This window comes from Streptomyces fagopyri (assembly GCF_009498275.1).
Lineage (GTDB): Bacteria > Actinomycetota > Actinomycetes > Streptomycetales > Streptomycetaceae > Streptomyces > Streptomyces fagopyri.
Window position 1 is genome coordinate 5,447,921 of the sequence record NZ_CP045643.1, and the last position, 20,234, is coordinate 5,468,154.

The following is a 20,234-nucleotide window of genomic DNA, read 5'->3' on the forward strand; positions in this document are numbered from 1 at the left end:
GTCCGATGGTGACCTTCGCGCAGGCGCAGGAGCGCGCGGAAGAGTGGATCAACGGCGATGTGCCCGGCTACCAGCACCGTGAGGTCCGGGTGCGGGAGTTCGAACTCGGCTTCGTCGTCTGGGCGGAGGACCGGGCCGACGGTCCGCGCTCGGACGGCGGCGCGCAGCGCCTCGTCATCGCCCGGGACAGCGGCGAGGCGACTCTGTGGCCCGGACTGCCGGTCGGTGAGGTCGTCCGCCGCTACGAGGAGGAGTACGGGGTGAAGGACGGGTCTCCCGAACCGGCGCCGGCGCCTCCGGCCCGGGTCGACCTCAACCAGACGTCGTTCCTGCTGAGTCCCCCGGAGTGGCTGCAGGAGGCCGCGGACAAGCTGGGGATTCCGGACCGGCGTCCGGGGGCGTCCGGAGGTCCTGGCTCCGACGGGACGGGAGCCCGTCCCGCCGCGGTCCCGGCCCCGGGGCAGGGCCCGGCTTCCGCGGGCGGCGGTCCGCCGGCCGCGGCGCCGGGCGAGCCGGAGGACGCGGTGCCGCACAAAGGGCCCTTCGGAGCCGGACCGCGCACCGCGGCCGGGGTCCCGGCGGTTTCCGGTGGTCCCGGGGTCTCCGGCGGAGCCACGTCGTGGCCGGCCGCCGCGGCCGGTGACGAGCCGGACACCGGTCCCCAGGACGCCGTGGGAGCGCGGGGGGTGCCCGCGTCGGCGACGCCGTGGGCGGGGACGGACACCAACGCCGACGCCGGCGAGGACCGTTCCGTACCGCTGCCGGCGACGGTGTTCGCACCGCCGCTGACCGACGCCGACGACACCGGCACGCCGCCGCCTGGCGCGATCGCGGACGCCAAGACGGCTCTGATCTCCGGCGGCAGCGCTCTTCCGCGCACGGCGGTCACACCCGCGCTCGGCGAGCCCGCGCCGGCCGCGCCGCCGTACGGTCACCCGGGGGGTCCGGCGGTGCCGGGCACACCGCCTCCGGCCGCGCCGTCCGCCTACGGGTTCCCGCAGGGCTCCGCCGCTGCTCCGGGCACCCCGCCGCCTCCGCCGCCCGGTGCCTCCGCTCCCGGCGGGCCGCAGGGCACGCCTTCCGCGGGTGCGCCCGGGTACGGCTACCCGCAGGCGCCGAACGTCCCGCAGCCGCCCGCCGGTCCGGGTGCCCCCGTGGCGCCTCCCCGGCCGCTGCCCCCGAACGCCGGTGACATCGCCGACGCGGCGACCAGCAAGGCGCAGCCGCCGCGAGGCGCGCGGGGCAACGGCCCGAGCGCGCCTCCTCCGCCGAGCGCCCCTGGCGCTCCGGGCGTACGGCCGGGCAGCGCGCCCGCGCCGTCCGGGCCCGGTGCTCCGGGCAGCCCGGCGGGCGGGTACGTGCCCACGCAACTCGTCTCCCAGTTGGGCCCGGGTGGCCCCGGGGTCCCGGCGGCACCGGGCGTCCCCGGCGCGCCCGCCGCACCCGGTGCGCCCCAGCCCCCTGGAGTTCCGGGTACGCCGGGTGCTCCGCAGCCTCCGGGCGGTACGCCTCCCGGCGGTGTCCACCACGCCGCGACGATGCTGGCGGGTCCCGCCGCCGGTGGCCCCGGCGCGCCCCAGCCGCCCGGTACGCCGGGTGCTCCGCAGCCTCCGGGCGGTACGCCTCCCGGCGGTGTCCACCACGCCGCCACGGTGCTGGCGGGTCCGCAGTCCGGGGGCCCCGGCGCACCGCCGCCCCCGCAGGCGCCCGGCGTGCCGCAGCCGATGCCCGGTCAGCCGATGCCCGGTCAGCCCATGCCCGGTCAGCCCATGCCGGGCCGGCCCATGTCCGGTCAGCCGATCCCCGGTCAGCCCCTGCCCGGTCAGCCGATGGGAGGTCCGGTCCCGGGGATGCCCATGCCTCCTGGGCAGCAGCCCCCGGCGTACGGATACCCCCCGACCGGTCAGCCGACCGTCGGCCCCGGTTACCAGGCCGTCCTGCGCTACCGTGCGCAGGACGGCTCGGAGCAGCAGCTGATCCGGCGTTCGGCGCCGGGCACCCCGCACCCGGAGTGGCAGATGCTGCACGAGCTGCGGGCGATGAACGTGCCGCCGCAGCAAGTCCTGGAACTGCACACCGAGTTGGAGTCGTGCGAGCTGCCGGGCGCGTACTGCGCGAGGATGATCCGGGAGACCTGGCCGCAGGCCCGGATCACGAGCATCGCCCCGTACGGTACGGACCACGCGAGCCGTCAGCAGGGCATGCACGAACTGCTCGCGCACCAGGGCGAATTGCACCAGGTGGCGGACGGTCCGGCGCGCCCGGCGCCGGTGCGGTCGCCGATCCCGCCGGTGCAGCCCGTGCCGCCGGTCCCGCCGGAGGCGATCGGGCACGAACTGGCGGCGGCGTTCGGGCCGGGCGTGTTCCGGTTCGACCAGGTCGCGGTCTCCCGTCAGGGTGTGCCGAACATCGTGGCGCACACCCTGGTGGTGGCCGGACTCCCCGTCGACATGGGCCCGTTCTTCTGGGCGCAGGCGCAGCCCGGCCGTCCGGTGCCGACGCTCGCCGAACTGGCGCAGGAGCGCGGGGTGCACCCGGCGCCGGACGCGGGTTCGTACCTGGTCATGGGCAGCGACTTCGGCAAGGCGATCTGTGTCCAGTACGGCACGGCGAACATCGTGGCCGTGCCGGTGGAGGCGGGGCCCGGCGGCGCCCCGGTGCCGCCCCAGTTCGTGAACACGGGCCTGCCCGAGTTCGCGCGCTGTCTGGCGCTGCTCGGCCGGATGTGGCGGCTGCGGTTCGGGCTCAACCAGGAGCAGGCGGGCCGCTGGACCGTCGACTTCCAGGCCCAGCTCGCCTCTCTCGACCCGGCGGCGCTCGGCTCGCCGGAGAGCTGGTGGTCGGTCCTGCTGGAACAGATGTGGGACGGCCTGCTGTGACCTCCCGCTGAGCCTCCCGGCTTCCGCGCGGAACGCCACCCATGGGTTGAACCCGGTACACATGACCGGGTTCAACCCATTTTTTACTTCCCTCGACCGGAACCGGCGGGCGGAGTGTCGCGTTATGAACACTTACTCCTCATCCATCAGGATATGCGCCACATGATGTCGACGAATCATGTCGCAGGGCGCACATCGGAGAGGGGTTCAGGGATGAGCAGCGCATCGGTGTCGCCGCACGGCTTCCGGGCTGTACGGGGGCGCGGTTACCGTCCCGAGCAGGTCGACGCGTACACCGCCGGTCTCTCGCGGGACCGCGACGCCGCCTGGGAGCGGGCCGCCCGGCTGACCGTCCTGGCCAAGGAGATGGACGGGGAGGCGCGGCGGCTGCGCGAGGCCGTGACGCGGCTCGCTCCGCAGACGTACGACACCCTCGGCGAACGCGCCCGCCGGCTCTTCGAGCTCGGCGAGGAGGAGGCCGGGGCCGTGCGCGAGAGCGCGCGCCGCGAGGCCCGGCACGCCGTCGACGCGGCCGAGGCGGCGGGGCGGCAGGCCCGCGACACCGCCCAGGAGTACGCCGACGGGGTGCGCGCCGAGGCCGAGGAGCGCGCCCGGCAGCGGCTGCTCGCCGCCCGCGCCGAGGCCGACGAAGCGCGGATCGCCGCCCGCCGGGAGATCAAGGAGAACCGCGGGGAGGTACTGGCCGTGCTGCGCGAGGCGCGTCGGCGAGCGGAGGGGCTCCTCGTCGAGCACGAGCAGGAGCACGCCGGGCGCCGGGAGGAGGCGGAGCGCGCGGAGGCCGAGCGGGTGGCCGCGTTCGAGGCACACCACGAACAGCGGGTGGCCCGCGCCGAGGCCGCCCTCGCCGGGGCCCGGAGTGCCTGTGCCCAGGCCGAGGAGTCGGCCCGGCACGGACAGGAGGACGCGGTGGCGCGGGCCGCGGAACTGATCGCCGAGGCGCGGGTGCGGGAGGAACGGATCGTCCGGGAGACCGAGCGGGTGCTGCGTGAGCACGGCGAGCGGTGGGACGACGTACGGGCGCACATGGACCACGTACGGTCGAGCCTCATGACCCTGACGGGCCGCGCACCGGTGGAGTGACCACCCCGGCGCGCCGCACCCCCTGTTGCACCACCCGGGCCGTGGTCCCACCCCGGCCGTGGTCCGACGTCGGCAGGAATCCCGCGCCGGGAGGCGACCCGCGGCGCACGCCCCGCGCGCCGTGACCCGTGTCGCGACCGTGGTGCGACCGGCGCCGCGGGGTCCGGCCGGGGACCGGCCGCCGCCGGATCAGCGCGCGCCGCGAGACGTCGTACGGCCCGGTGACCGGACCGCCCCCGCCAGGATCCAGCCCTCCACCGCCTCGTACTGCCTGCGCTGTTCCTCCGACTTCCGGCGCCCCGACAGCACGGTCCCGAGCCATCCGTACGCGAAGCCCAGCGGGATCGACACCAGCCCGGTCGTCGTGAACGGGAACCAGTTGAAGTCGGCCTCGGGGAACGCGGCGGTGGGTGAGCCGGAGACCAGGTTGGTGCCGGTCATCAGGACCAGGACCGTGAGCGTGCCCCCGATGAGGGTGCACAGCAGGCCGGTGCGGGTGTAGCGGCGCCAGAACAGTCCGTAGACCAGCGCGGGCGCCAGTGCCGAGGCACCCAGGCAGAACGAGAGCGTGATCAGCGGCTGCAGGCTGCGGTGCTGGACGAGGGTGGCCAGCAGGATCGCCGGCGCGCCGACCGCGAGGGCCGACAGCCGGGCGAGGAGCATCTCGCGGCGGGGGGACAGCTCGTCGTCGCGCCGGCGTCCCCGGAAGAGCCGGGCGTGCGCGAACACGTCGTGCGCCAGGGAGTTGGCGCAGGCCAGGATCATTCCGGCGACGGAGGCGAGCACGGTCAGGAAGATCGCCGTGGTGACGGTGGTGAACAGGAGCGTCTCGGCCGTCGAGACGTCCGGCCCGAACGCGGCGCGCGAGCCCAGCAGATACGCCGTGTTGCCCTGCGGATCGGCGCGCGCGATGACGCCGCGTCCGATCAGCGCCGTGGCCCCGAAGCCGACGACCGTGATGACCAGGACGAAGAGGGCCACGCACGGTACCGCCCAGGACAGCGAGCGGCGTACCTGACGGGCGCTGCCGGCGGTGTACATGCGCATGGTGACGTGCGGGAGGCAGGCGCCGCCCAGGACGACCGTCAGCTCCGAAGTGATCATGTCGAGGCGGGGGCTGGGGCCGCCGGAGAACTGCAGACCGGAGTGGAGGAACGCGGCGCCGACACCGCTGTGGTCGGCGGCCGCCCGGGAGAGCGCCCCCGGGTCCCAGTCGAAGCGGTTCAGGATGAGCAGGGCGACCACGGTGCCCGAGCCGAGCAGCATCACGATCTTCAGGATCTGGATGAGGGCCGTGCCCTTCATGCCCCCGATCGCCGCGTAGCCGATCATCAGCGTGCCGAGGCCGATGATGCAGCCGGTCTTCAGCGAGTCGCCGGAGAAGCCGAGGATGAACGCCAGCAGGTCGCCGGTGCCCGCCAGTTGGACCAGCATCAGGGGCAGCAGGGCGACGATGGTCGCGGCGCACGCGGTGGCGCGTACGGCCCGGCCGGGCATCCGGCGCGCGAGCGCGTCGCCCATGGTGAACCGGCCCGCGTTGCGCAGCGGTTCGGCCAGCAGGAACATCAGCAGCATCAGGGAGAGCGCCGTGCTCAGCGCGAGCACGACCCCGTCGTACCCGGTGAGCGCGATGACCCCGCCGGTGCCGAGCACCGTCGCCGCCGAGATGTAGTCACCGGCTATGGCGAGGCCGTTGCGTATCGGCGACAGCGATCCGTACCCCGTGTAGAACTCGTCGAGGTCGTCGCGGTCCGGCCCGGTCATCACGCACAGCAGCAGCGTGACCGTGGTGACCGCGGTGAACGCCATCAGTGACATGGTCTGCGCGGAACTGCTGAACCCGGTTCCGCCCGTCTCGATCGCCCCGGTCATCGGGCCGCCTCCCGCTTCGCGTCCAGCTCGCTCTGCCTCCGGATCCGGTCCGCGACCGGGTCGACGCCCCGGCGGGCCGTGTACTCGTACACGCCGATCGCCAGACAGGTCACGGGTACCTGCAACAGCCCGAGGAGCAGCCCCATCGGCAGTCCGCCGGACACCGTGCTCGCCATCAGGCCCGGCGCGAACGCCGACAGGAGCAGGAAGAGGGTGAAGTACCCGAGCGCCGTGAGCGTCGCCACCCGCCGCTGCCGGCGATAGGCGCCGCGCAGCAGCCGGATGTCGCTGTGCTGCCCCAGCGCGTGATGCCGGGGCCGTCGCCTTCTCGGAGGCTCGGGGGGCCGCGGCTGCCAGGGGTAGGTGGCGTACGCGGGGGAGTGCGCGGCGGGTTCGTTCCGGAACTCCGGGTACGGGGGCGGGGAGTGCTGCGGATTCGGGGGCGGGTACGGGGGTTGTCGGTGCGGCGTCTGGTGCTCGGGGGACGAGAACGCGTCTGGCATCCCGGTTCTCCTTGCGTGGCTCGGGTCCGGTGCGGACCGCAGGGAGCAGGGGGTGGAGCGAGGCACGCTACTCGCAGGTAGCCCCCGTGGGCGCGGGTTTCGCCGAACTGATCGGTCGGTATGCGCTTACTTCGCTGACCTGGGGTGTTACCCGGGTCTACCCCTGTGGCGGAAGTGTGTAGAGGGAGGAGAGTGGCACCTGAGGTGGGGGGTGTTCGCAACGGTGTGCCTCCCCCGCGTACCCCACTGACAGACTCCACTCCCACCGCGACGGGTACCCGGCGGCAGGGGCGAGGCCCCCGGCCCAGGTCGTCGTCCCGCGCCCCGGCCCAGGTCGTCGACCCGCGTCGCGAGCCGGCGTCGTCGTCCCGCGTCGTAGTCCGGCGTACTCGTCCCGCGTACGCGGCCCGTGTGCTCAAGCCCGTGTCCGCGGCCCTCGTCCTCAGTCCGTGGGGTCGTCGAGGACCGGGAAGCGTCTCGGCGCCACGAACAGCAGCACCAGGAAGGCGAGTACGGCGGCACACGCGGCGCCGAGGTACACGGCGTGGACCGCGTCGGCGACCGCGTGCCGCAACCGCTCGTCCGGCGCCCCCGAGTCCAGCGCCCGCGTCACCGCGTCCAGGTCCCCGGCGCCGCCGAGTCGCGCGGCCAGCACCCCGTTGGCGATCGCCCCGAACAGGGTCGCTCCGACGGTCTGGCCGGTCTGACGGCAGAAGAGGACGGACGCGGTGGCCGTACCGCGTTCGTCCCAGCCGACGGTCGACTGGACACCGATGATCAGAGGGAGCTGGAAGAGGCCCAGGGTGCCCCCCAGCAGCAGCATCAGCAGGGTCGGTTGCCAGGGCGCGCCCGGATAGGGGAGGAACGGGAAGGCGAGCAGGATCAGGGCCGCCGCGCCGATGCCGGCCATCGCGGTGTTGCGGAAACCGATCCGCCGGTACACGTGCTGGCTCAGCGCCGCGGACACCGGCCAGCTCAGCGTCCACACGGACAGCACGAATCCGGCGGTGACCGGGGCCAGGCCGAGGACCGACTGCGCGTAGGTGGGCAGGAACACCGAGGGGGCGACCATGAGCAGCCCCAGCGCGCCCAGCGCCAGATTCACCGCGGCGATCGTGCGCCGCCGCCACACCCACCCGGGGATGATCGGCTCGGCCGCCCGGCGCTCGATCACCACGACCGCCCCGATCAGCGCGAGTCCCGCGGCGAACAGGGAGAGCGAGGGGGCCGACAGCCAGTCCCAGGCCACCCCGCCCTGCACCAGCGCGGTCAGCAGGACGCCGCCGCACGCGAAGACGGCGAGCGCGCCCGCCCAGTCGACGCGCGCCCGCCCGGAGGACTCCCGTACCGGTTCGTGCAGATGACGGACGATCAGCCACAGGGCGACCGCCCCGATCGGCAGGTTGATGAGGAAGATCCAGCGCCAGTCCGCGTACGCGGCGAGCACACCGCCGAGACCCGGGCCCGCGACCGCCGAGGTCGCCCACACCGTGGACAGCTTCGCCTGGATCCTGGGGCGCTCCTTGAGCGGGTAGAGGTCGGCGGCGAGCGTCTGCACCGTGCCCTGGAGCGCGCCGCCGCCCAGCCCCTGGACGACGCGGAAGACGATGAGCGCGGCCATGTTCCAGGCGGTCGCGCACAGCAGGGAGCCGACGAGGAAGACGACGGCGCCCGTGATCAGCACCGGCTTGCGGCCGAAGGTGTCCGACAGCTTTCCGTACACCGGCAGCGTGACCGTCACCGCGAGCAGATAGCCGGAGAACAGCCAGGAGAAGACCGAGAAACCGCCGAGGTCGCCGACGATCTGCGGCACGGCGGTCGACACGACGGTGGAGTCCAGCGCGGCGAGCGCCATGGAGAGCATGAGCGCCGCGACGACCGCGCCCCTGCGGTCGGGTGGAGCCCCCGGACGTACGGCCCCCGCGGTGCGTATCTCGGTGTCCCCCTGATCCACGGGATTCCTTCCCCTTGCATCCATCCGCCTCCGGCCACCCTCTCACTCGACCCTTACGCCTCGGCAGGGTGGAAGCCGGTCGCGGCGTGAGGGTGGAGCCGACCCCGAGAAGGACTCCGCCGGAAAGGGGACAGCCCCTAGGGGTACCTCCGTACTGCGGCTCGGGGAGGGTTCGTACCGCCGGAGGAGGAGAGGGCGCGGTACACGTCCTTAACCTGGCTTTACGCCGCTGACGAGCGGCCGGGAAGCGGTCGGGACGTACGGGGGTCGTACGGACCGCACTCCCGGGGGTGGGGTTTTCCCCAGCAAAAGACTGCGCTGGGCACCAGCGCGCCGCAGCACCTCCCGCCGCCAGACTTACCGACGTAGCCAAGAACGGCGCATCCACCCGGCAACACCGCATCCGCGGACCGACCGGCCCATCCGTAGACCGACATAGGAGACTTACCGTGACATCGGCTGTAACCATTCCCAGGCACGGGGGCACTGGAGGGCGTACGGCCGTTGCCGCACGGGCGCGGCAGGTCGTGAAGGCGTACGGGTCCGGAGAGACCCGCGTCGTCGCCCTGGACCACATCGACGTGGACATAGCGCGGGGGCGGTTCACCGCGATCATGGGCCCCTCGGGGTCCGGCAAGTCCACGCTGATGCACTGTCTCGCCGGGCTCGACACCGTGACGAGCGGACAGATCCACCTCGACGAGACCGAGATCACCGGCCTCAAGGACAAGAAGCTCACGCAACTGCGCCGCGACCGGATCGGCTTCATCTTCCAGGCGTTCAACCTGTTGCCGACGCTGAACGCGCTGGAGAACATCACGCTCCCGATGGACATCGCGGGCCGCAAGCCGGACAAGGCCTGGCTGAGCCAGGTCGTCGAGACCGTCGGGCTCTCCGACCGGCTGAGGCACCGGCCGACCCAGCTCTCCGGCGGCCAGCAGCAGCGCGTCGCGGTGGCCCGGGCACTCGCCGCCCGGCCCGAGATCATCTTCGGGGACGAGCCGACCGGCAACCTCGACTCCCGGGCCGGCGCCGAGGTACTGGGCTTCCTGCGCCGCTCCGTGGACTCGCTCGGCCAGACCATCGTGATGGTCACGCACGACCCGGTGGCCGCCTCGTACGCGGACCGCGTCCTGTACCTCGCGGACGGCCGGATCGTCGACGAGATGCACCAGCCGACGGCCGACCAGGTGCTCGACCGCATGAAGGACTTCGACGCCCGGGGGCGTACGTCATGACCGTCCTGAAGACCTCGATGCGCAACTTCTTCGCGCACAAGGGACGGATGGCCCTCTCCGCCGTCGCGGTCCTGCTGTCCGTCGCCTTCGTCTGCGGCACCCTGGTGTTCACCGACACCATGAACACGACCTTCGACAAGCTCTTCGCCGCGACCTCGTCCGACGTGACGGTCTCGCCGAAGGCCGCCAAGTCCGACGACACCCCGCAGAACGGCAGGCCGGAATCGCTGCCCGCCTCCGTGCTGACCCGGGCCGAGAAGGCCGACGGCGTCAAGTACGCCGAGGGCGCGGTCAGTTCGATGAACGTGACCGTCGTGAACAGCGCCAACGAGAACATGGGCTCCAGCAACGGCGCCCCGACCATCGCGGGCAACTGGACGCGCAACGACCTGCGTTCGATGGAGATCACCGCCGGGCACGCCCCGCGCGGGCCGACCGAGACGATGGTCGACTCCGACACCGCCGAGAAGCACCACCTCAAGATCGGCGACGAGCTGCGCACCATCGCCGTCACCGGTGACTTCAAGGCCCGGATCGTCGGCGTCGCCACCTTCAAGGTGACCAACCCCGGTGCCGCCGTCGTCTACTTCGACACCGCCACCGCCCAGCGCGAACTGCTCGGCACCACCGGCCGGTTCACCCAGATCAACGTCTCCGCGGCGACCGGCGTCACCGACGCGCGGCTCAAGCGGAACGTCACCGCCACGCTCGCCGCGGACACCACCGCCAAGACGCCCTACAAGGTGCAGACGCAGAAGGAGAACGCGGACGAGAACCGCTCCGGTGTCGGCTCCTTCATGAACGTCATCAAGTACGCCATGCTCGGCTTCGCGGGCATCGCCTTCCTGGTCGGCATCTTCCTGATCATCAACACCTTCTCGATGCTGGTCGCCCAGCGCACCCGGGAGATCGGCCTGATGCGGGCGATCGGCTCCTCCCGCAAGCAGGTCAACCGGTCCGTGCTCATCGAGGCGACACTGCTCGGCGTCTTCGGCTCCGTCCTCGGCGTCGGCGCGGGCGTCGGCCTCGCGGTCGGCCTGATGAAACTCATGTCGGCGGCGGGCATGGACCTGTCGACACACGATCTGACCGTGAAGGCGAGCACCCCGGCCATCGGGCTCCTCCTCGGCGTCGTCGTCACCGTCCTCGCCGCCTACCTGCCCGCCCGCCGGGCCGGCAAGGTCTCCCCGATGGCCGCGCTGCGCGACGCCGGGACCCCCGCCGACGGCCGGGCCGGTCTCGTCCGCGGCATCATCGGCCTGGTCCTCACCGGCGCCGGAGCCTTCGCGCTGTACACGGCGGCCGGCGCGGACAAGGCGAGCGACGGTTCGCTGGTGCTGGGCGCCGGTGTCGTCCTGACCCTGATCGGGTTCGTCATCATCGGCCCGCTGCTCGCCGGCGGCGTGGTCCGCGTCATCAGCGCGGTGCTGCTGCGCTTCTTCGGCCCGGTCGGACGGATGGCGGAGCGCAACGCCCTGCGCAACCCGCGCCGCACCGGCGCCACCGGCGCGGCCCTCATGATCGGCCTCGCGCTGGTCGCCTGCCTCTCCGTCGTCGGCTCCTCGATGGTCGCCTCCGCGACCGACGAACTCGACAGGACCGTCGGCACCGACTTCATCATCCAGGGCAACCAGCGGGTCGTCCCGCAGGCCGCGAAGGCCATCGAGGCCACGCCCGGCCTGTCGCACGTCACGCACTACCGGGACATCGAGGCCACGCTCACCGCCCCCGACGGTTCCTCGGACAGCGACGGCGTCACGGCCGCCGACCCCACCTACGCGCAGGACCTGCACCGCAAGACGACGGCCGGTGAACTGACCGCCGCCTACGGCAAGGACTCCATGTCCGTCGGCTCCGACTTCGCCACCAAGCACCACGTCAAGCCCGGGGACACCCTGACCGTCGCCTTCAAGGGTGGCAGCTCGGCCAGGCTCAAGGTCGCCGCGATCACCGACGACGACGTGGCCATCGACCAGGGCGCGCGGTACGTCAGCACCGAGACCATGCGGAAGTACCTTCCGGCCGACCGGATCCCGCCGGACCAGATCATGTTCGCCACCGCCAAGGACGGCCAGGAGAAGACCGCCTACGCGGCCCTCAAGAAGTCGCTGGCCGGCTACCCGCAGTACCAGGTCCGTGACCAGACCGACTACAAGCAGGAACTGAAGGACCAGATCGGCCAGCTCCTGAACATGGTCTACGGTCTGCTCGCCCTCGCGATCGTCGTGGCGGTCCTCGGCGTGGTCAACACGCTGGCCCTGTCGGTGGTGGAGCGGACCCGTGAGATCGGCCTGATGCGGGCCATCGGTCTCTCCCGCCGCCAGCTGCGCCGCATGATCCGCCTGGAGTCGGTCGTCATCGCCCTCTTCGGAGCGCTGCTCGGCCTCGGCCTGGGCATGGCCTGGGGAGCCACCGCCCAGAAGCTGCTGGCCCTGGAGGGCCTGAAGGTCCTGGAGATCCCGTGGGGCACCATCATCGCGGTCTTCGTCGGCTCGGCGTTCGTGGGCCTGTTCGCCGCCCTGATCCCGGCGTTCCGGGCGGGCCGGATGAACGTCCTGAACGCGATCGCGACCGACTGACGGCCGACCGTCCGCCGGCCGCACGGCCGGCCGTGGCCCGCCCGGTGATCGGCGGCCGGCCGGCCGCGGACCGCCCGGAGACGGCCCGGCGACCGACAGCCACGGACGACGACCGCGGAGCGACCCGAAGGCCACCGCGCACGGGGGTCGCGGGGGAAAAGGGCCCGACCGGAGAGGTGACCACCTCCCCGGCCGGGCCCTTCGTGGTACCCGGCCCCGGCCGCGGGCGTTATCCACAGGCCCGGCGTGAGGGAGCGCGTCGTCGTAGGCTGGAGATCCCCGGCCCGTGGCGACGTGTCGGGCCCTTCGCGTTGCCCACTCTCCGGATGGAAGGCCTTCATGAGCCTGCACGGTCTGCTCGACGCCGTCGTCAAGGACGCCGCTCTCGCGGAAGCGGTGAAGGCCGCGACCGGCCAGGTCCGGATGCACGTCGACCTGGTGGGACCGCCCGCCGCCCGCCCCTTCGCGGTGGCCGCCCTAGCCCGCGAGGCCGGCCGGACCGTACTGGCGGTCACGGCGACGGGACGGGAGGCCGAGGACCTGGCCGCGGCGCTGAGGTCGCTCCTGCCCGCCGACACGGTCGCGGAGTACCCCTCGTGGGAGACGCTTCCGCACGAACGGCTCTCGCCCCGCTCCGACACGGTCGGCCGCCGCCTCGCCGTCCTGCGGCGCCTCGCCCATCCCCGCCCCGACGACCCCGAGACCGGCCCGGTGTCCGTCGTCGTCGCCCCCGTCCGCTCCGTGCTCCAGCCTCAGGTCAAGGGCCTCGGTGACCTGGAACCGGTCGCGCTGCGCACCGGCCAGAGCGCCGACCTCGGGGGCGTCGTCGAGGCCCTCGCGGCAGCCGCCTACGCCCGCGTCGAACTGGTCGAGAAGCGCGGCGAGTTCGCGGTCCGCGGCGGCATCCTCGACGTCTTCCCGCCCACCGAGGAGCATCCGCTCCGGGTGGAGTTCTGGGGCGACGACGTCGAGGAGATCCGCTACTTCAAGGTCGCCGACCAGCGCTCCCTGGAGGTCGCCGAGCACGGGCTGTGGGCACCGCCGTGCCGCGAGCTGCTGCTCACCGACGACGTACGGCGGCGGGCCGCCCGGCTGGCCGAGGAGCACCCCGAGCTGGGCGAACTGCTCGGCAAGATCGCCGAGGGCATCGCCGTGGAGGGCATGGAGTCCCTGGCCCCGGTCCTGGTCGACGACATGGAGCTGCTGCTCGACGTGCTGCCCAAGGGCTCCATGGCCGTCGTGTGCGACCCGGAGCGGGTACGGACCCGGGCCGCGGACCTGGTGGCGACCTCGCAGGAGTTCCTCCAGGCGTCCTGGGCGGCGACCGCCGGCGGCGGCGAGGCCCCCATCGACGTGGACGCGGCCTCCCTGTGGTCCATCGCGGACGTCCGGGAGCGCGCGCGCGAGCTGGACATGATGTGGTGGTCGGTGTCGCCGTTCGCGGCCGACGAGTCGTTCACCGAGAGCTTCGGCGGAGGCGGCGACGCCGACACCCTCAAGCTCGGCATGCACGCCCCCGAGACCTACCGGGGCGACACCGCCCGCGCCCTCGCCGACACCAAGGGCTGGCTCGCCGAGGGCTGGCGCACGGTGTACGTCACCGAGGCGCACGGCCCCGCCGCCCGTACCGTCGAGGTGCTCGGCGGAGAGGGCATCGCGGCCCGCCTCGAAACCGACCTGGCGGACATCGGGCCGTCCGTCGTGCACGTCTCCTGCGGCTCGATCGACTACGGCTTCGTCGACCCGGCGCTCAAGCTCGCCGTCCTCACCGAGACCGACCTCTCCGGCCAGAAGGCGGCCGGCAAGGACGGCGCGCGCATGCCGGCCCGCCGCCGCAAGACCATCGACCCGCTGACCCTCGAAGCCGGCGACTACATCGTGCACGAGCAGCACGGTGTCGGCCGCTACATCGAGATGGTCCAGCGGACCGTGCAGGGCGCGACCCGCGAGTACCTGGTCGTGGAGTACGCGCCGGCCAAGCGCGGCCAGCCCGGCGACCGCCTCTACATCCCGACCGACCAGTTGGAGCAGATCACCAAGTACGTCGGCGGCGAGGCACCGACCCTGCACCGTCTCGGCGGCGCCGACTGGACGAAGACCAAGGCCCGCGCCAAGAAGGCGGTCAAGGAGATCGCCGCGGACCTGATCAAGCTGTACAGCGCGCGCATGGCGGCCCCGGGACACGCCTTCGGCTCCGACACGCCCTGGCAGCGCGAGCTGGAGGACGCCTTCCCGTACGCGGAGACCCCCGACCAGCTCACCACCATCGCCGAGGTCAAGGAGGACATGGAGAAGACGGTCCCGATGGACCGCCTGGTCTGCGGCGACGTGGGATACGGCAAGACGGAGATCGCCGTCCGCGCCGCGTTCAAGGCCGTGCAGGACGGCAAACAGGTCGCCGTGCTCGTACCGACGACGCTTCTCGTGCAGCAGCACTTCGGCACCTTCGGCGAGCGCTACTCGCAGTTCCCGGTCAACGTCCGGGCGCTGTCGCGCTTCCAGACGGACACGGAGGCGAAGGCGGTCCTGGAGGGGCTGCGCGAGGGCTCCGTGGACGTCGTCATCGGCACCCACCGCCTGTTCTCCTCGGAGACGAAGTTCAAGGACCTGGGCCTGGTCATCGTCGACGAGGAGCAGCGCTTCGGCGTCGAGCACAAGGAGCAGCTGAAGAAACTGCGCGCCAACGTCGACGTCCTGACGATGTCCGCGACCCCGATCCCGCGCACCCTGGAGATGGCGGTCACGGGCATCCGCGAGATGTCCACGATCACCACCCCGCCGGAGGAGCGGCACCCGGTGCTGACCTTCGTCGGCCCCTACGAGGAGAAGCAGATCGGCGCCGCCATCCGGCGTGAACTGCTCCGCGAGGGCCAGGTGTTCTACATCCACAACCGCGTCGAGTCCATCGACCGCGCGGCGGCCCGGCTGCGCGAGATCGTCCCCGAGGCGCGCATCGCCACGGCCCACGGGCAGATGTCGGAACAGTCCCTGGAGCAGGTCGTCGTCGACTTCTGGGAGAAGAGGTTCGACGTGCTCGTCTCGACGACGATCGTCGAGTCCGGCATCGACATCTCCAACGCCAACACGCTGATCGTGGAGCGCGGCGACAACTTCGGCCTCTCCCAGCTGCACCAGCTGCGCGGCCGGGTCGGACGAGGCCGGGAGCGCGGCTACGCGTACTTCCTCTACCCGCCGGAGAAGCCCCTCACCGAGACGGCGCACGAGCGGCTCGCGACCATCGCCCAGCACACCGAGATGGGCGCGGGCATGTACGTGGCGATGAAGGACCTGGAGATCCGCGGCGCCGGAAACCTGCTCGGCGGCGAGCAGTCCGGCCACATCGCGGGCGTCGGCTTCGACCTGTACGTCCGCATGGTCGGCGAGGCGGTCGCCGACTACCGCGCACAGCTGGAGGGCGGTGCGGAGGAGGAGCCGCCGCTGGAGGTCAAGATCGAGCTGCCGGTCGACGCGCACGTCCCGCACGACTACGCGCCGGGCGAGCGGCTGCGTCTGCAGGCCTACCGTGCCATCGCCTCCGCCAACACGGAGGAGGACGTGAAGGCCGTACGGGAGGAACTCGTCGACCGCTACGGCAAGTTGCCCGAGCCGGTGGAGAACCTCCTGCTGGTCGCAGGGCTGCGGATGCTCGCGCGGGCGTGCGGGGTCGGCGAGGTCGTGCTCCAGGGCAACAACATCCGGTTCGCACCTGCCGAGCTGCGGGAGTCGCAGGAACTGCGCCTGCGGCGGCTGTACCCGGGCACGGTCATCAAGCCGGCCGCCCACCAGCTTCTGGTCCCCCGCCCGAAGACGGCGAAGGTGGGCGGGAAGCCGCTGGTCGGACGGGAGCTGCTGGGGTGGACCGGGGAGTTCCTGGCGACAGTGCTCGGGTCGTAGGGGCGAGTTCCGGCGCTCCGGAGGGGAACAGCGGTGGCGGGGCCCTGGTCGCCCGGGAGGTGACGGGGGCCCCGCCGGTGGCGTGCGGGGGCGCGGGTGATCCGGGGCCGGGCGGGGGTGTGCGGGACGCGCAGGCGCTCCGGGGTCGTGCGCGTCGCGCAGGCGTTTCGGGGTCGTGCGCGTCGCGCAGGCGTTCCGGGTTCGCGCCGGTGGCGTGCGGGCCCCGCAGGTGATCGGGGGTCGCGCCGGTGGTGCCCGGGTCAGGCCGGTGATGCCCGGGTCACGCCGGCGGTGGCGTGAACAGCATTCCCGTCAGGACACGGAAGACCTCCTCGGGGTCCTGGTCGCCGACCGGGCCGTCCAGGTTGTGGCCGAGGAGCAGGGTCGCGAAGCCGTGGGCCAGGGACCAGGCGGCGACCGAGGCGAGGCGGGGATCGACGTCAGGGCCCGGGCGCCGGGCTGCGACGGCCCGGCGCAGGCTCTCGGCCGTCAGGGCCCGGGCGGTCGTGAGCTCCACGTCGTCCGCCCGCAGGAGCTCCGGTGTGAACATCACCTGGAAGTGCGCGGGGTGCTCGCGCGCGAACCTCACGTAGTGGACGCCCGCCTCGCGCAGGTCCGCGGCCTCGGTGAGCGTGGCGGCCAGCAGTCCGTGTCCCTCGGCCGCGATCGCCGTCAGCAGGCCCGTGCGGTCCTTGAAGTGGTGGGCCGGCGCCGCGTGCGAGACGCCCGCCCGACGGGCCAGGTCGCGCAGGCTGAGCGCGGAGGGGCCCTCGGCGGCGATGACGTCCAGAGCGGCGCTCAGGATGGCGCGCCGTAGATCGCCGTGGTGGTAGGGGCGAGGGCTGGTGGTCTCCATGGCCGCCAGCGTACGCGGAATCTAGTCATTGACAAGTTCGGCCGGACCGGGCAATCTTGTCAGTGTCAAGTTGTCGGGTGGGCACGGGACGGGGGGATGACGTCATGACGCGGGACGGCAGTGGTGTCGACAGCGGGATCGGCGGGGCCGGGGAGGACGGCGCCGTGCGGGAGGCGGTCCGGGGCGGTGGCGAGGTCGATCCCGGGGAGGCGCGCCGGATGTGGCATCTGCTGGAGCCCCTGCACGCGGTGCTCTACTACGCGCCGCAGGTCTTCGAGGAGGCGGCCGCGCTCGGGTACGGGACGGATGAGCGCTGGCCGTCGTACTTCCCCTTCCGCGCCGCGCCCCTCGGAGCGGCCGGCGGCGAGCGGGTGGCGTCCGCCTTCTACAGCTTCAGCCCGAGAAGGGTCGCCGCGCACATGGACTCCGCATGGGCCACGGCGCGTCCGGCGGACGTGCTGAGGGCGAGGGAGCGGGGGATGGACCGTGCGTACGGCGCGATATTCGGCGACCGCGCCACAAGCCCCGAACTGGCCGAGTCCGCCGCCCTGCTGCGCCGCGTCGCCGAGGCGGCGAACACCGGGGGCCGTCCCATGGCCGCCGCGAACGCGGAGTTGCCGTGGCCGGAGGCCCCGCACCTCCAGTTGTGGCACGCGGCGACGATCCTGCGCGAACACCGCGGCGACGGTCACCTCGCGGCGCTGCTGGTCGCCGGACTCGACCCCGTTGAGGCGCTGGTCTCGTTCGCGGCGGTCGGGGCGGCCTCCGTCGAGCGTTTCGAGAGCCGGGGCTGGAGTGCCGAGGAGTGGAGCGCGGCGGGACAACGGCTGGTCGCGCGCGGCCTGTTGACGGATTCCGGTGCCGCGACCCCCGCGGGACGGGACCTCCGCGCCGAGGTCGAGCGGCGCACGGACGTACTCGCCGCCGCGCCGTGGAAGGTCCTCGCCGCGGCCGACCGCGCCCATCTCGTCGAACTGCTCGGCGAGTTCTGGGTCGCGGTACTGGGCTCGGGGCTGCTGCCCTCGGAGTCGACGCTGGGGATCGGGCGGGTGTGACACGCGGGCGCCCGCGTGGCACGGGACCGCGGGAGGGGGTGCAAGGGCGGCAGGGTGCAGTGCCAGGTGGTCCCGGGAGGGGTGACCCGGCGCGGAGCGGGCTGAGTGATACGGGCGGGGCGGCGCTGGGACGAGAAGAAGCCGCCCGCGGAAGTCGTGCTTCGCGGACGGCCTCGGTGTCACGGTCGATCGGTGGACGGAGCGGCATGCCCGGGCGAGTGGTGCCGCCGGACCAACGGCCCGGCGGGGGGCTACCGCTGGTCGGGCCGGTCCGGACGGTCGGGCCGGTCACCCTTCAGGCCCGTCGTGCCCTCGATCCGCTGCTGGGCGTCGTCGACCTGGCCGGTGTACTTGTTGCCCGTCTTCTCGTTGACACCGCGTTCCGCGGTGTCGGACATGTCCTTGCCCTTGGACCTCGCGTGGTCCTTGAACCTGTCGAAGATGCCCATGCGGGAACTCCTTCCGGAGGTGCCTCACCTCCGACGATACGCCCGGCGTGCGCCAATTGCCCGTTGGAGGCTGGTATGGCCATGGCATACCGGCGGCTACCGTGGGCACCAGGGGAGATGCGCCCGTACAGGGCGGACCCGGGGAGGCAAGGGGAGGGGCGTAGTGGTGCGTCTGAGGGGTGGGGCGGCCGTGGCCGCGCTGATGGTGTTCGCCGTCGGTGCCGGAGTCAGCGGCTGCAAGGAGGACATGGGTGGCGCCGAGGGGCCGAAGGGTTCCGCGGCCGGTGGCGCCGCGCTCAGCGCGGTGGACTCGCTGACCGTCAAGGGGCGTGCGCCCAAGACGGGGTACAGCAGGGAGCGGTTCGGTACGGCCTGGGCCGACACCGATTCGAACAAGTGCGACACCCGCGACGACATCCTCAAGCGGGACCTGAAGGACGTGAAGTTCACCAGCGGCACCTGCCGGGTTGCCTCCGGCACGCTCGACCCCGACCCGTACTCCGGCAAGCAGGTGACGTACAAGCGGGGCCGCAGTCTGGTGGACATCGACCACCTCGTCGCGCTGTCGGACGCCTGGCAGAAGGGCGCCAAGTACTGGGACGCGAGCAAGCGGATAGCGCTGGCCAACGATCCGCTCAACCTGCTGTCCGTCGACGCGAGCACCAACCGCAGCAAGGGGGACGGTGACACCGCGACCTGGCTGCCGCCCAACAAGACGTACCGCTGCGCGTACGTGGCCGCCCAGGTGGCCGTGAAGAAGAAGTACGGGTTGTGGGTCACCGACGGGGAGAAGACCGCGATGAAGAAGACGCTCTCCGGCTGCCCCGGCCAGAAACTTCCCGCGGGCGGCAACCCGACGCAGGCTCCGAAGCGGTTCCACGCGAACTGACCCGGGCCTGACGGACCCGGCCGGCGTGGCCGCCGGCACTGCCGTCGTCGCACCACTCCCCGCCGGGACGACCGACGCGTAGCGCGTTGTGGGCCGGGAGCCCGGCAAGGGGAAGGGTGAACGCGCCGCCCACCACCCGCACAAGCCCGCCGCTCGACAGGGCGGAAGCCACAGGCGCCGCGCTCGGTCAGCGGTGGGGGGAGCGCAGCGCGGCCATCAGGGTGCCGAGTTGGCGCGGGCCGGTGGTGAGGATGACCTCGGGGTCGTCTCTCTCCCGGAGGAGGATCGTTCCGGCAAGGGTGGCGGCCACATATACGCAGGCGGAGGCTTCCCGGCTGTGGGTCGACTTCTGCCAGTGGAGTTCGGGCATCGGGGCTTCCTCGGAGGTCTCGGGCGATGTGACGGATGAGGTCACGGGACGGCGCGGGGGCCAAGGCGGCTTCCTCCATCCTGTCCAGGACCAAACGATATTTCTCCAACTGGCCCGACCCATCGCCGAGTTCGCTGCCATGAGCAGTGTCGACCTCGGCGGTGTCCAGGGCCCGCGCGCGCCACGCGTCGCCCGCGTCACCCTCCGTGCCGTGCTCGCCGGGCACGGCATGACCCGACTCCTCGACGCCGCCGAGCTGTTGACCTCGGAACTCGTCACCAACGCCTACCGGTACTCCACCGGGTCGGTGGCCCTTCGCCTCCGCGCCCTGGCGGGTGGCCGGCTGAGGGTGAGTGTCCAGGACGCCGACCCGCACATCCCGCCGCCGTTCGACAGGCGCTCCGGCCCCCTTCGTCCCGTCCCGGCCGAGGCCGACGGAGGGCGCGCGCTGTTCCCCGTATGCCCTTACGCGGACGCGTGGGGCGGCTGTCCGCTGGGCGACGACGTCTTCAGTGGGGGCGGGAAACTCCTCTGGTGCGAGCCGGGCCCGCCCCTGGGGGAGGCGGAGGCGGCCGTCGCGTGATCGGTTCGGCGG

Annotated in this window: 14 protein-coding genes; 8 read left to right on the forward strand and 6 right to left on the reverse strand. The window is 72.8% G+C overall.

The genetic code is table 11. The annotated features are described in order from the left end of the window. Positions 1-5 precede the first annotated feature (5 nt). The gene (locus GFH48_RS23520; RefSeq protein ID WP_153290147.1) at positions 6-2,879 is read left to right on the forward strand and encodes an SUKH-4 family immunity protein; all 2,874 of its coding nucleotides are present in this window, start codon (positions 6-8) and stop codon (positions 2,877-2,879) included. 213 nt (positions 2,880-3,092) lie between these two features. Continuing rightward, positions 3,093-3,980, forward strand: a complete 888-nt coding sequence (locus tag GFH48_RS23525; protein ID WP_153290148.1) for a cellulose-binding protein — start codon at positions 3,093-3,095, stop codon at positions 3,978-3,980. Between the two features lie 189 nt (positions 3,981-4,169). Here the strand turns inward: GFH48_RS23525 and GFH48_RS23530 are convergent, their stop codons facing one another. From GFH48_RS23530 to GFH48_RS23540, 3 genes are all read right to left on the reverse strand, one after another. Then, a complete protein-coding gene (locus GFH48_RS23530; RefSeq protein ID WP_153290149.1) occupies positions 4,170-5,852 on the reverse strand; it encodes a sodium/solute symporter in 1,683 nt (560 codons plus the stop codon). After that, positions 5,849-6,355 carry a DUF485 domain-containing protein gene (locus GFH48_RS23535; protein WP_153290150.1) on the reverse strand — a complete coding sequence of 169 codons (507 nt, stop codon included), beginning with the start codon at positions 6,353-6,355 and terminating at the stop codon, positions 5,849-5,851. Before GFH48_RS23535 ends, GFH48_RS23530 begins: the two co-directional genes overlap by 4 nt. Positions 6,356-6,797: 442 nt before the next feature. Further along, a complete protein-coding gene (locus GFH48_RS23540; protein ID WP_153290151.1) occupies positions 6,798-8,333 on the reverse strand; it encodes an MFS transporter in 1,536 nt (511 codons plus the stop codon). Positions 8,334-8,758: 425 nt separating this feature from the next. Here GFH48_RS23540 and GFH48_RS23545 point away from each other — a divergent pair, with 425 nt between their 5' ends. From GFH48_RS23545 to mfd, 3 genes are all read left to right on the forward strand, one after another. Beyond that, positions 8,759-9,547, forward strand: coding sequence for an ABC transporter ATP-binding protein (locus GFH48_RS23545; RefSeq protein ID WP_153290152.1), 789 nt, complete (start codon positions 8,759-8,761; stop codon positions 9,545-9,547). Then, on the forward strand, positions 9,544-12,126 hold the full coding sequence (locus tag GFH48_RS23550; RefSeq protein WP_153290153.1) for an ABC transporter permease: 2,583 nt from the start codon (positions 9,544-9,546) through the stop codon (positions 12,124-12,126). Before GFH48_RS23545 ends, GFH48_RS23550 begins: the two co-directional genes overlap by 4 nt. 339 nt (positions 12,127-12,465) lie before the next feature. Next, positions 12,466-16,020, forward strand: a complete 3,555-nt coding sequence (mfd, locus tag GFH48_RS23555; RefSeq protein ID WP_153290154.1) for a transcription-repair coupling factor — start codon at positions 12,466-12,468, stop codon at positions 16,018-16,020. A gap of 280 nt (positions 16,021-16,300) precedes the next feature. Here mfd and GFH48_RS23560 read toward each other — a convergent pair whose 3' ends face one another. Then, positions 16,301-16,876, reverse strand: a complete 576-nt coding sequence (locus tag GFH48_RS23560) for a TetR/AcrR family transcriptional regulator (RefSeq protein ID WP_153290155.1) — start codon at positions 16,874-16,876, stop codon at positions 16,301-16,303. A gap of 218 nt (positions 16,877-17,094) precedes the next feature. On the opposite strand from GFH48_RS23560, the gene GFH48_RS23565 reads away from it, so the two are divergent. Further along, positions 17,095-17,931 (forward strand): SCO6745 family protein, encoded by an 837-nt coding sequence (locus tag GFH48_RS23565; RefSeq protein ID WP_153293070.1) that lies wholly within the window; start codon positions 17,095-17,097, stop codon positions 17,929-17,931. A 251-nt stretch (positions 17,932-18,182) separates the two neighbouring features. Here GFH48_RS23565 and GFH48_RS23570 read toward each other — a convergent pair whose 3' ends face one another. Next, positions 18,183-18,380 carry an antitoxin gene (locus GFH48_RS23570; RefSeq protein WP_153290156.1) on the reverse strand — a complete coding sequence of 66 codons (198 nt, stop codon included), beginning with the start codon at positions 18,378-18,380 and terminating at the stop codon, positions 18,183-18,185. A 163-nt stretch (positions 18,381-18,543) separates the two neighbouring features. Here GFH48_RS23570 and GFH48_RS23575 point away from each other — a divergent pair, with 163 nt between their 5' ends. Further along, positions 18,544-19,269, forward strand: coding sequence for an HNH endonuclease family protein (locus GFH48_RS23575; RefSeq protein ID WP_228120902.1), 726 nt, complete (start codon positions 18,544-18,546; stop codon positions 19,267-19,269). A 187-nt stretch (positions 19,270-19,456) separates the two neighbouring features. On the opposite strand, the gene GFH48_RS23580 is transcribed toward GFH48_RS23575, so the two are convergent. Next, on the reverse strand, positions 19,457-19,639 hold the full coding sequence (locus tag GFH48_RS23580) for a DUF397 domain-containing protein (RefSeq protein WP_153290157.1): 183 nt from the start codon (positions 19,637-19,639) through the stop codon (positions 19,457-19,459). Between the two features lie 139 nt (positions 19,640-19,778). On the opposite strand from GFH48_RS23580, the gene GFH48_RS23585 reads away from it, so the two are divergent. After that, a complete protein-coding gene (locus GFH48_RS23585; protein WP_153290158.1) occupies positions 19,779-20,222 on the forward strand; it encodes an ATP-binding protein in 444 nt (147 codons plus the stop codon). The last annotated feature ends 12 nt before the right edge of the window (positions 20,223-20,234 follow it).

What these genes read in the sequence shown, in the direction of transcription:
- GFH48_RS23560 (WP_153290155.1), bottom strand. Translation starts at nt 16,876, where the DNA reads ATGGAGACCACCAGCCCTCGCCCCTACCACCACGGCGATCTACGGCGC.
- GFH48_RS23550 (WP_153290153.1), top strand. Translation starts at nt 9,544, where the DNA reads ATGACCGTCCTGAAGACCTCGATGCGCAACTTCTTCGCGCACAAGGGA.
- GFH48_RS23565 (WP_153293070.1), top strand. Translation starts at nt 17,095, where the DNA reads ATGTGGCATCTGCTGGAGCCCCTGCACGCGGTGCTCTACTACGCGCCG.
- GFH48_RS23585 (WP_153290158.1), top strand. Translation starts at nt 19,779, where the DNA reads ATGAGCAGTGTCGACCTCGGCGGTGTCCAGGGCCCGCGCGCGCCACGC.
- GFH48_RS23535 (WP_153290150.1), bottom strand. Translation starts at nt 6,355, where the DNA reads ATGCCAGACGCGTTCTCGTCCCCCGAGCACCAGACGCCGCACCGACAA.
- GFH48_RS23540 (WP_153290151.1), bottom strand. Translation starts at nt 8,333, where the DNA reads ATGGATGCAAGGGGAAGGAATCCCGTGGATCAGGGGGACACCGAGATA.
- mfd (WP_153290154.1), top strand. Translation starts at nt 12,466, where the DNA reads ATGAGCCTGCACGGTCTGCTCGACGCCGTCGTCAAGGACGCCGCTCTC.
- GFH48_RS23525 (WP_153290148.1), top strand. Translation starts at nt 3,093, where the DNA reads ATGAGCAGCGCATCGGTGTCGCCGCACGGCTTCCGGGCTGTACGGGGG.
- GFH48_RS23520 (WP_153290147.1), top strand. Translation starts at nt 6, where the DNA reads ATGGTGACCTTCGCGCAGGCGCAGGAGCGCGCGGAAGAGTGGATCAAC.
- GFH48_RS23530 (WP_153290149.1), bottom strand. Translation starts at nt 5,852, where the DNA reads ATGACCGGGGCGATCGAGACGGGCGGAACCGGGTTCAGCAGTTCCGCG.
- GFH48_RS23570 (WP_153290156.1), bottom strand. Translation starts at nt 18,380, where the DNA reads ATGGGCATCTTCGACAGGTTCAAGGACCACGCGAGGTCCAAGGGCAAG.
- GFH48_RS23580 (WP_153290157.1), bottom strand. Translation starts at nt 19,639, where the DNA reads ATGCCCGAACTCCACTGGCAGAAGTCGACCCACAGCCGGGAAGCCTCC.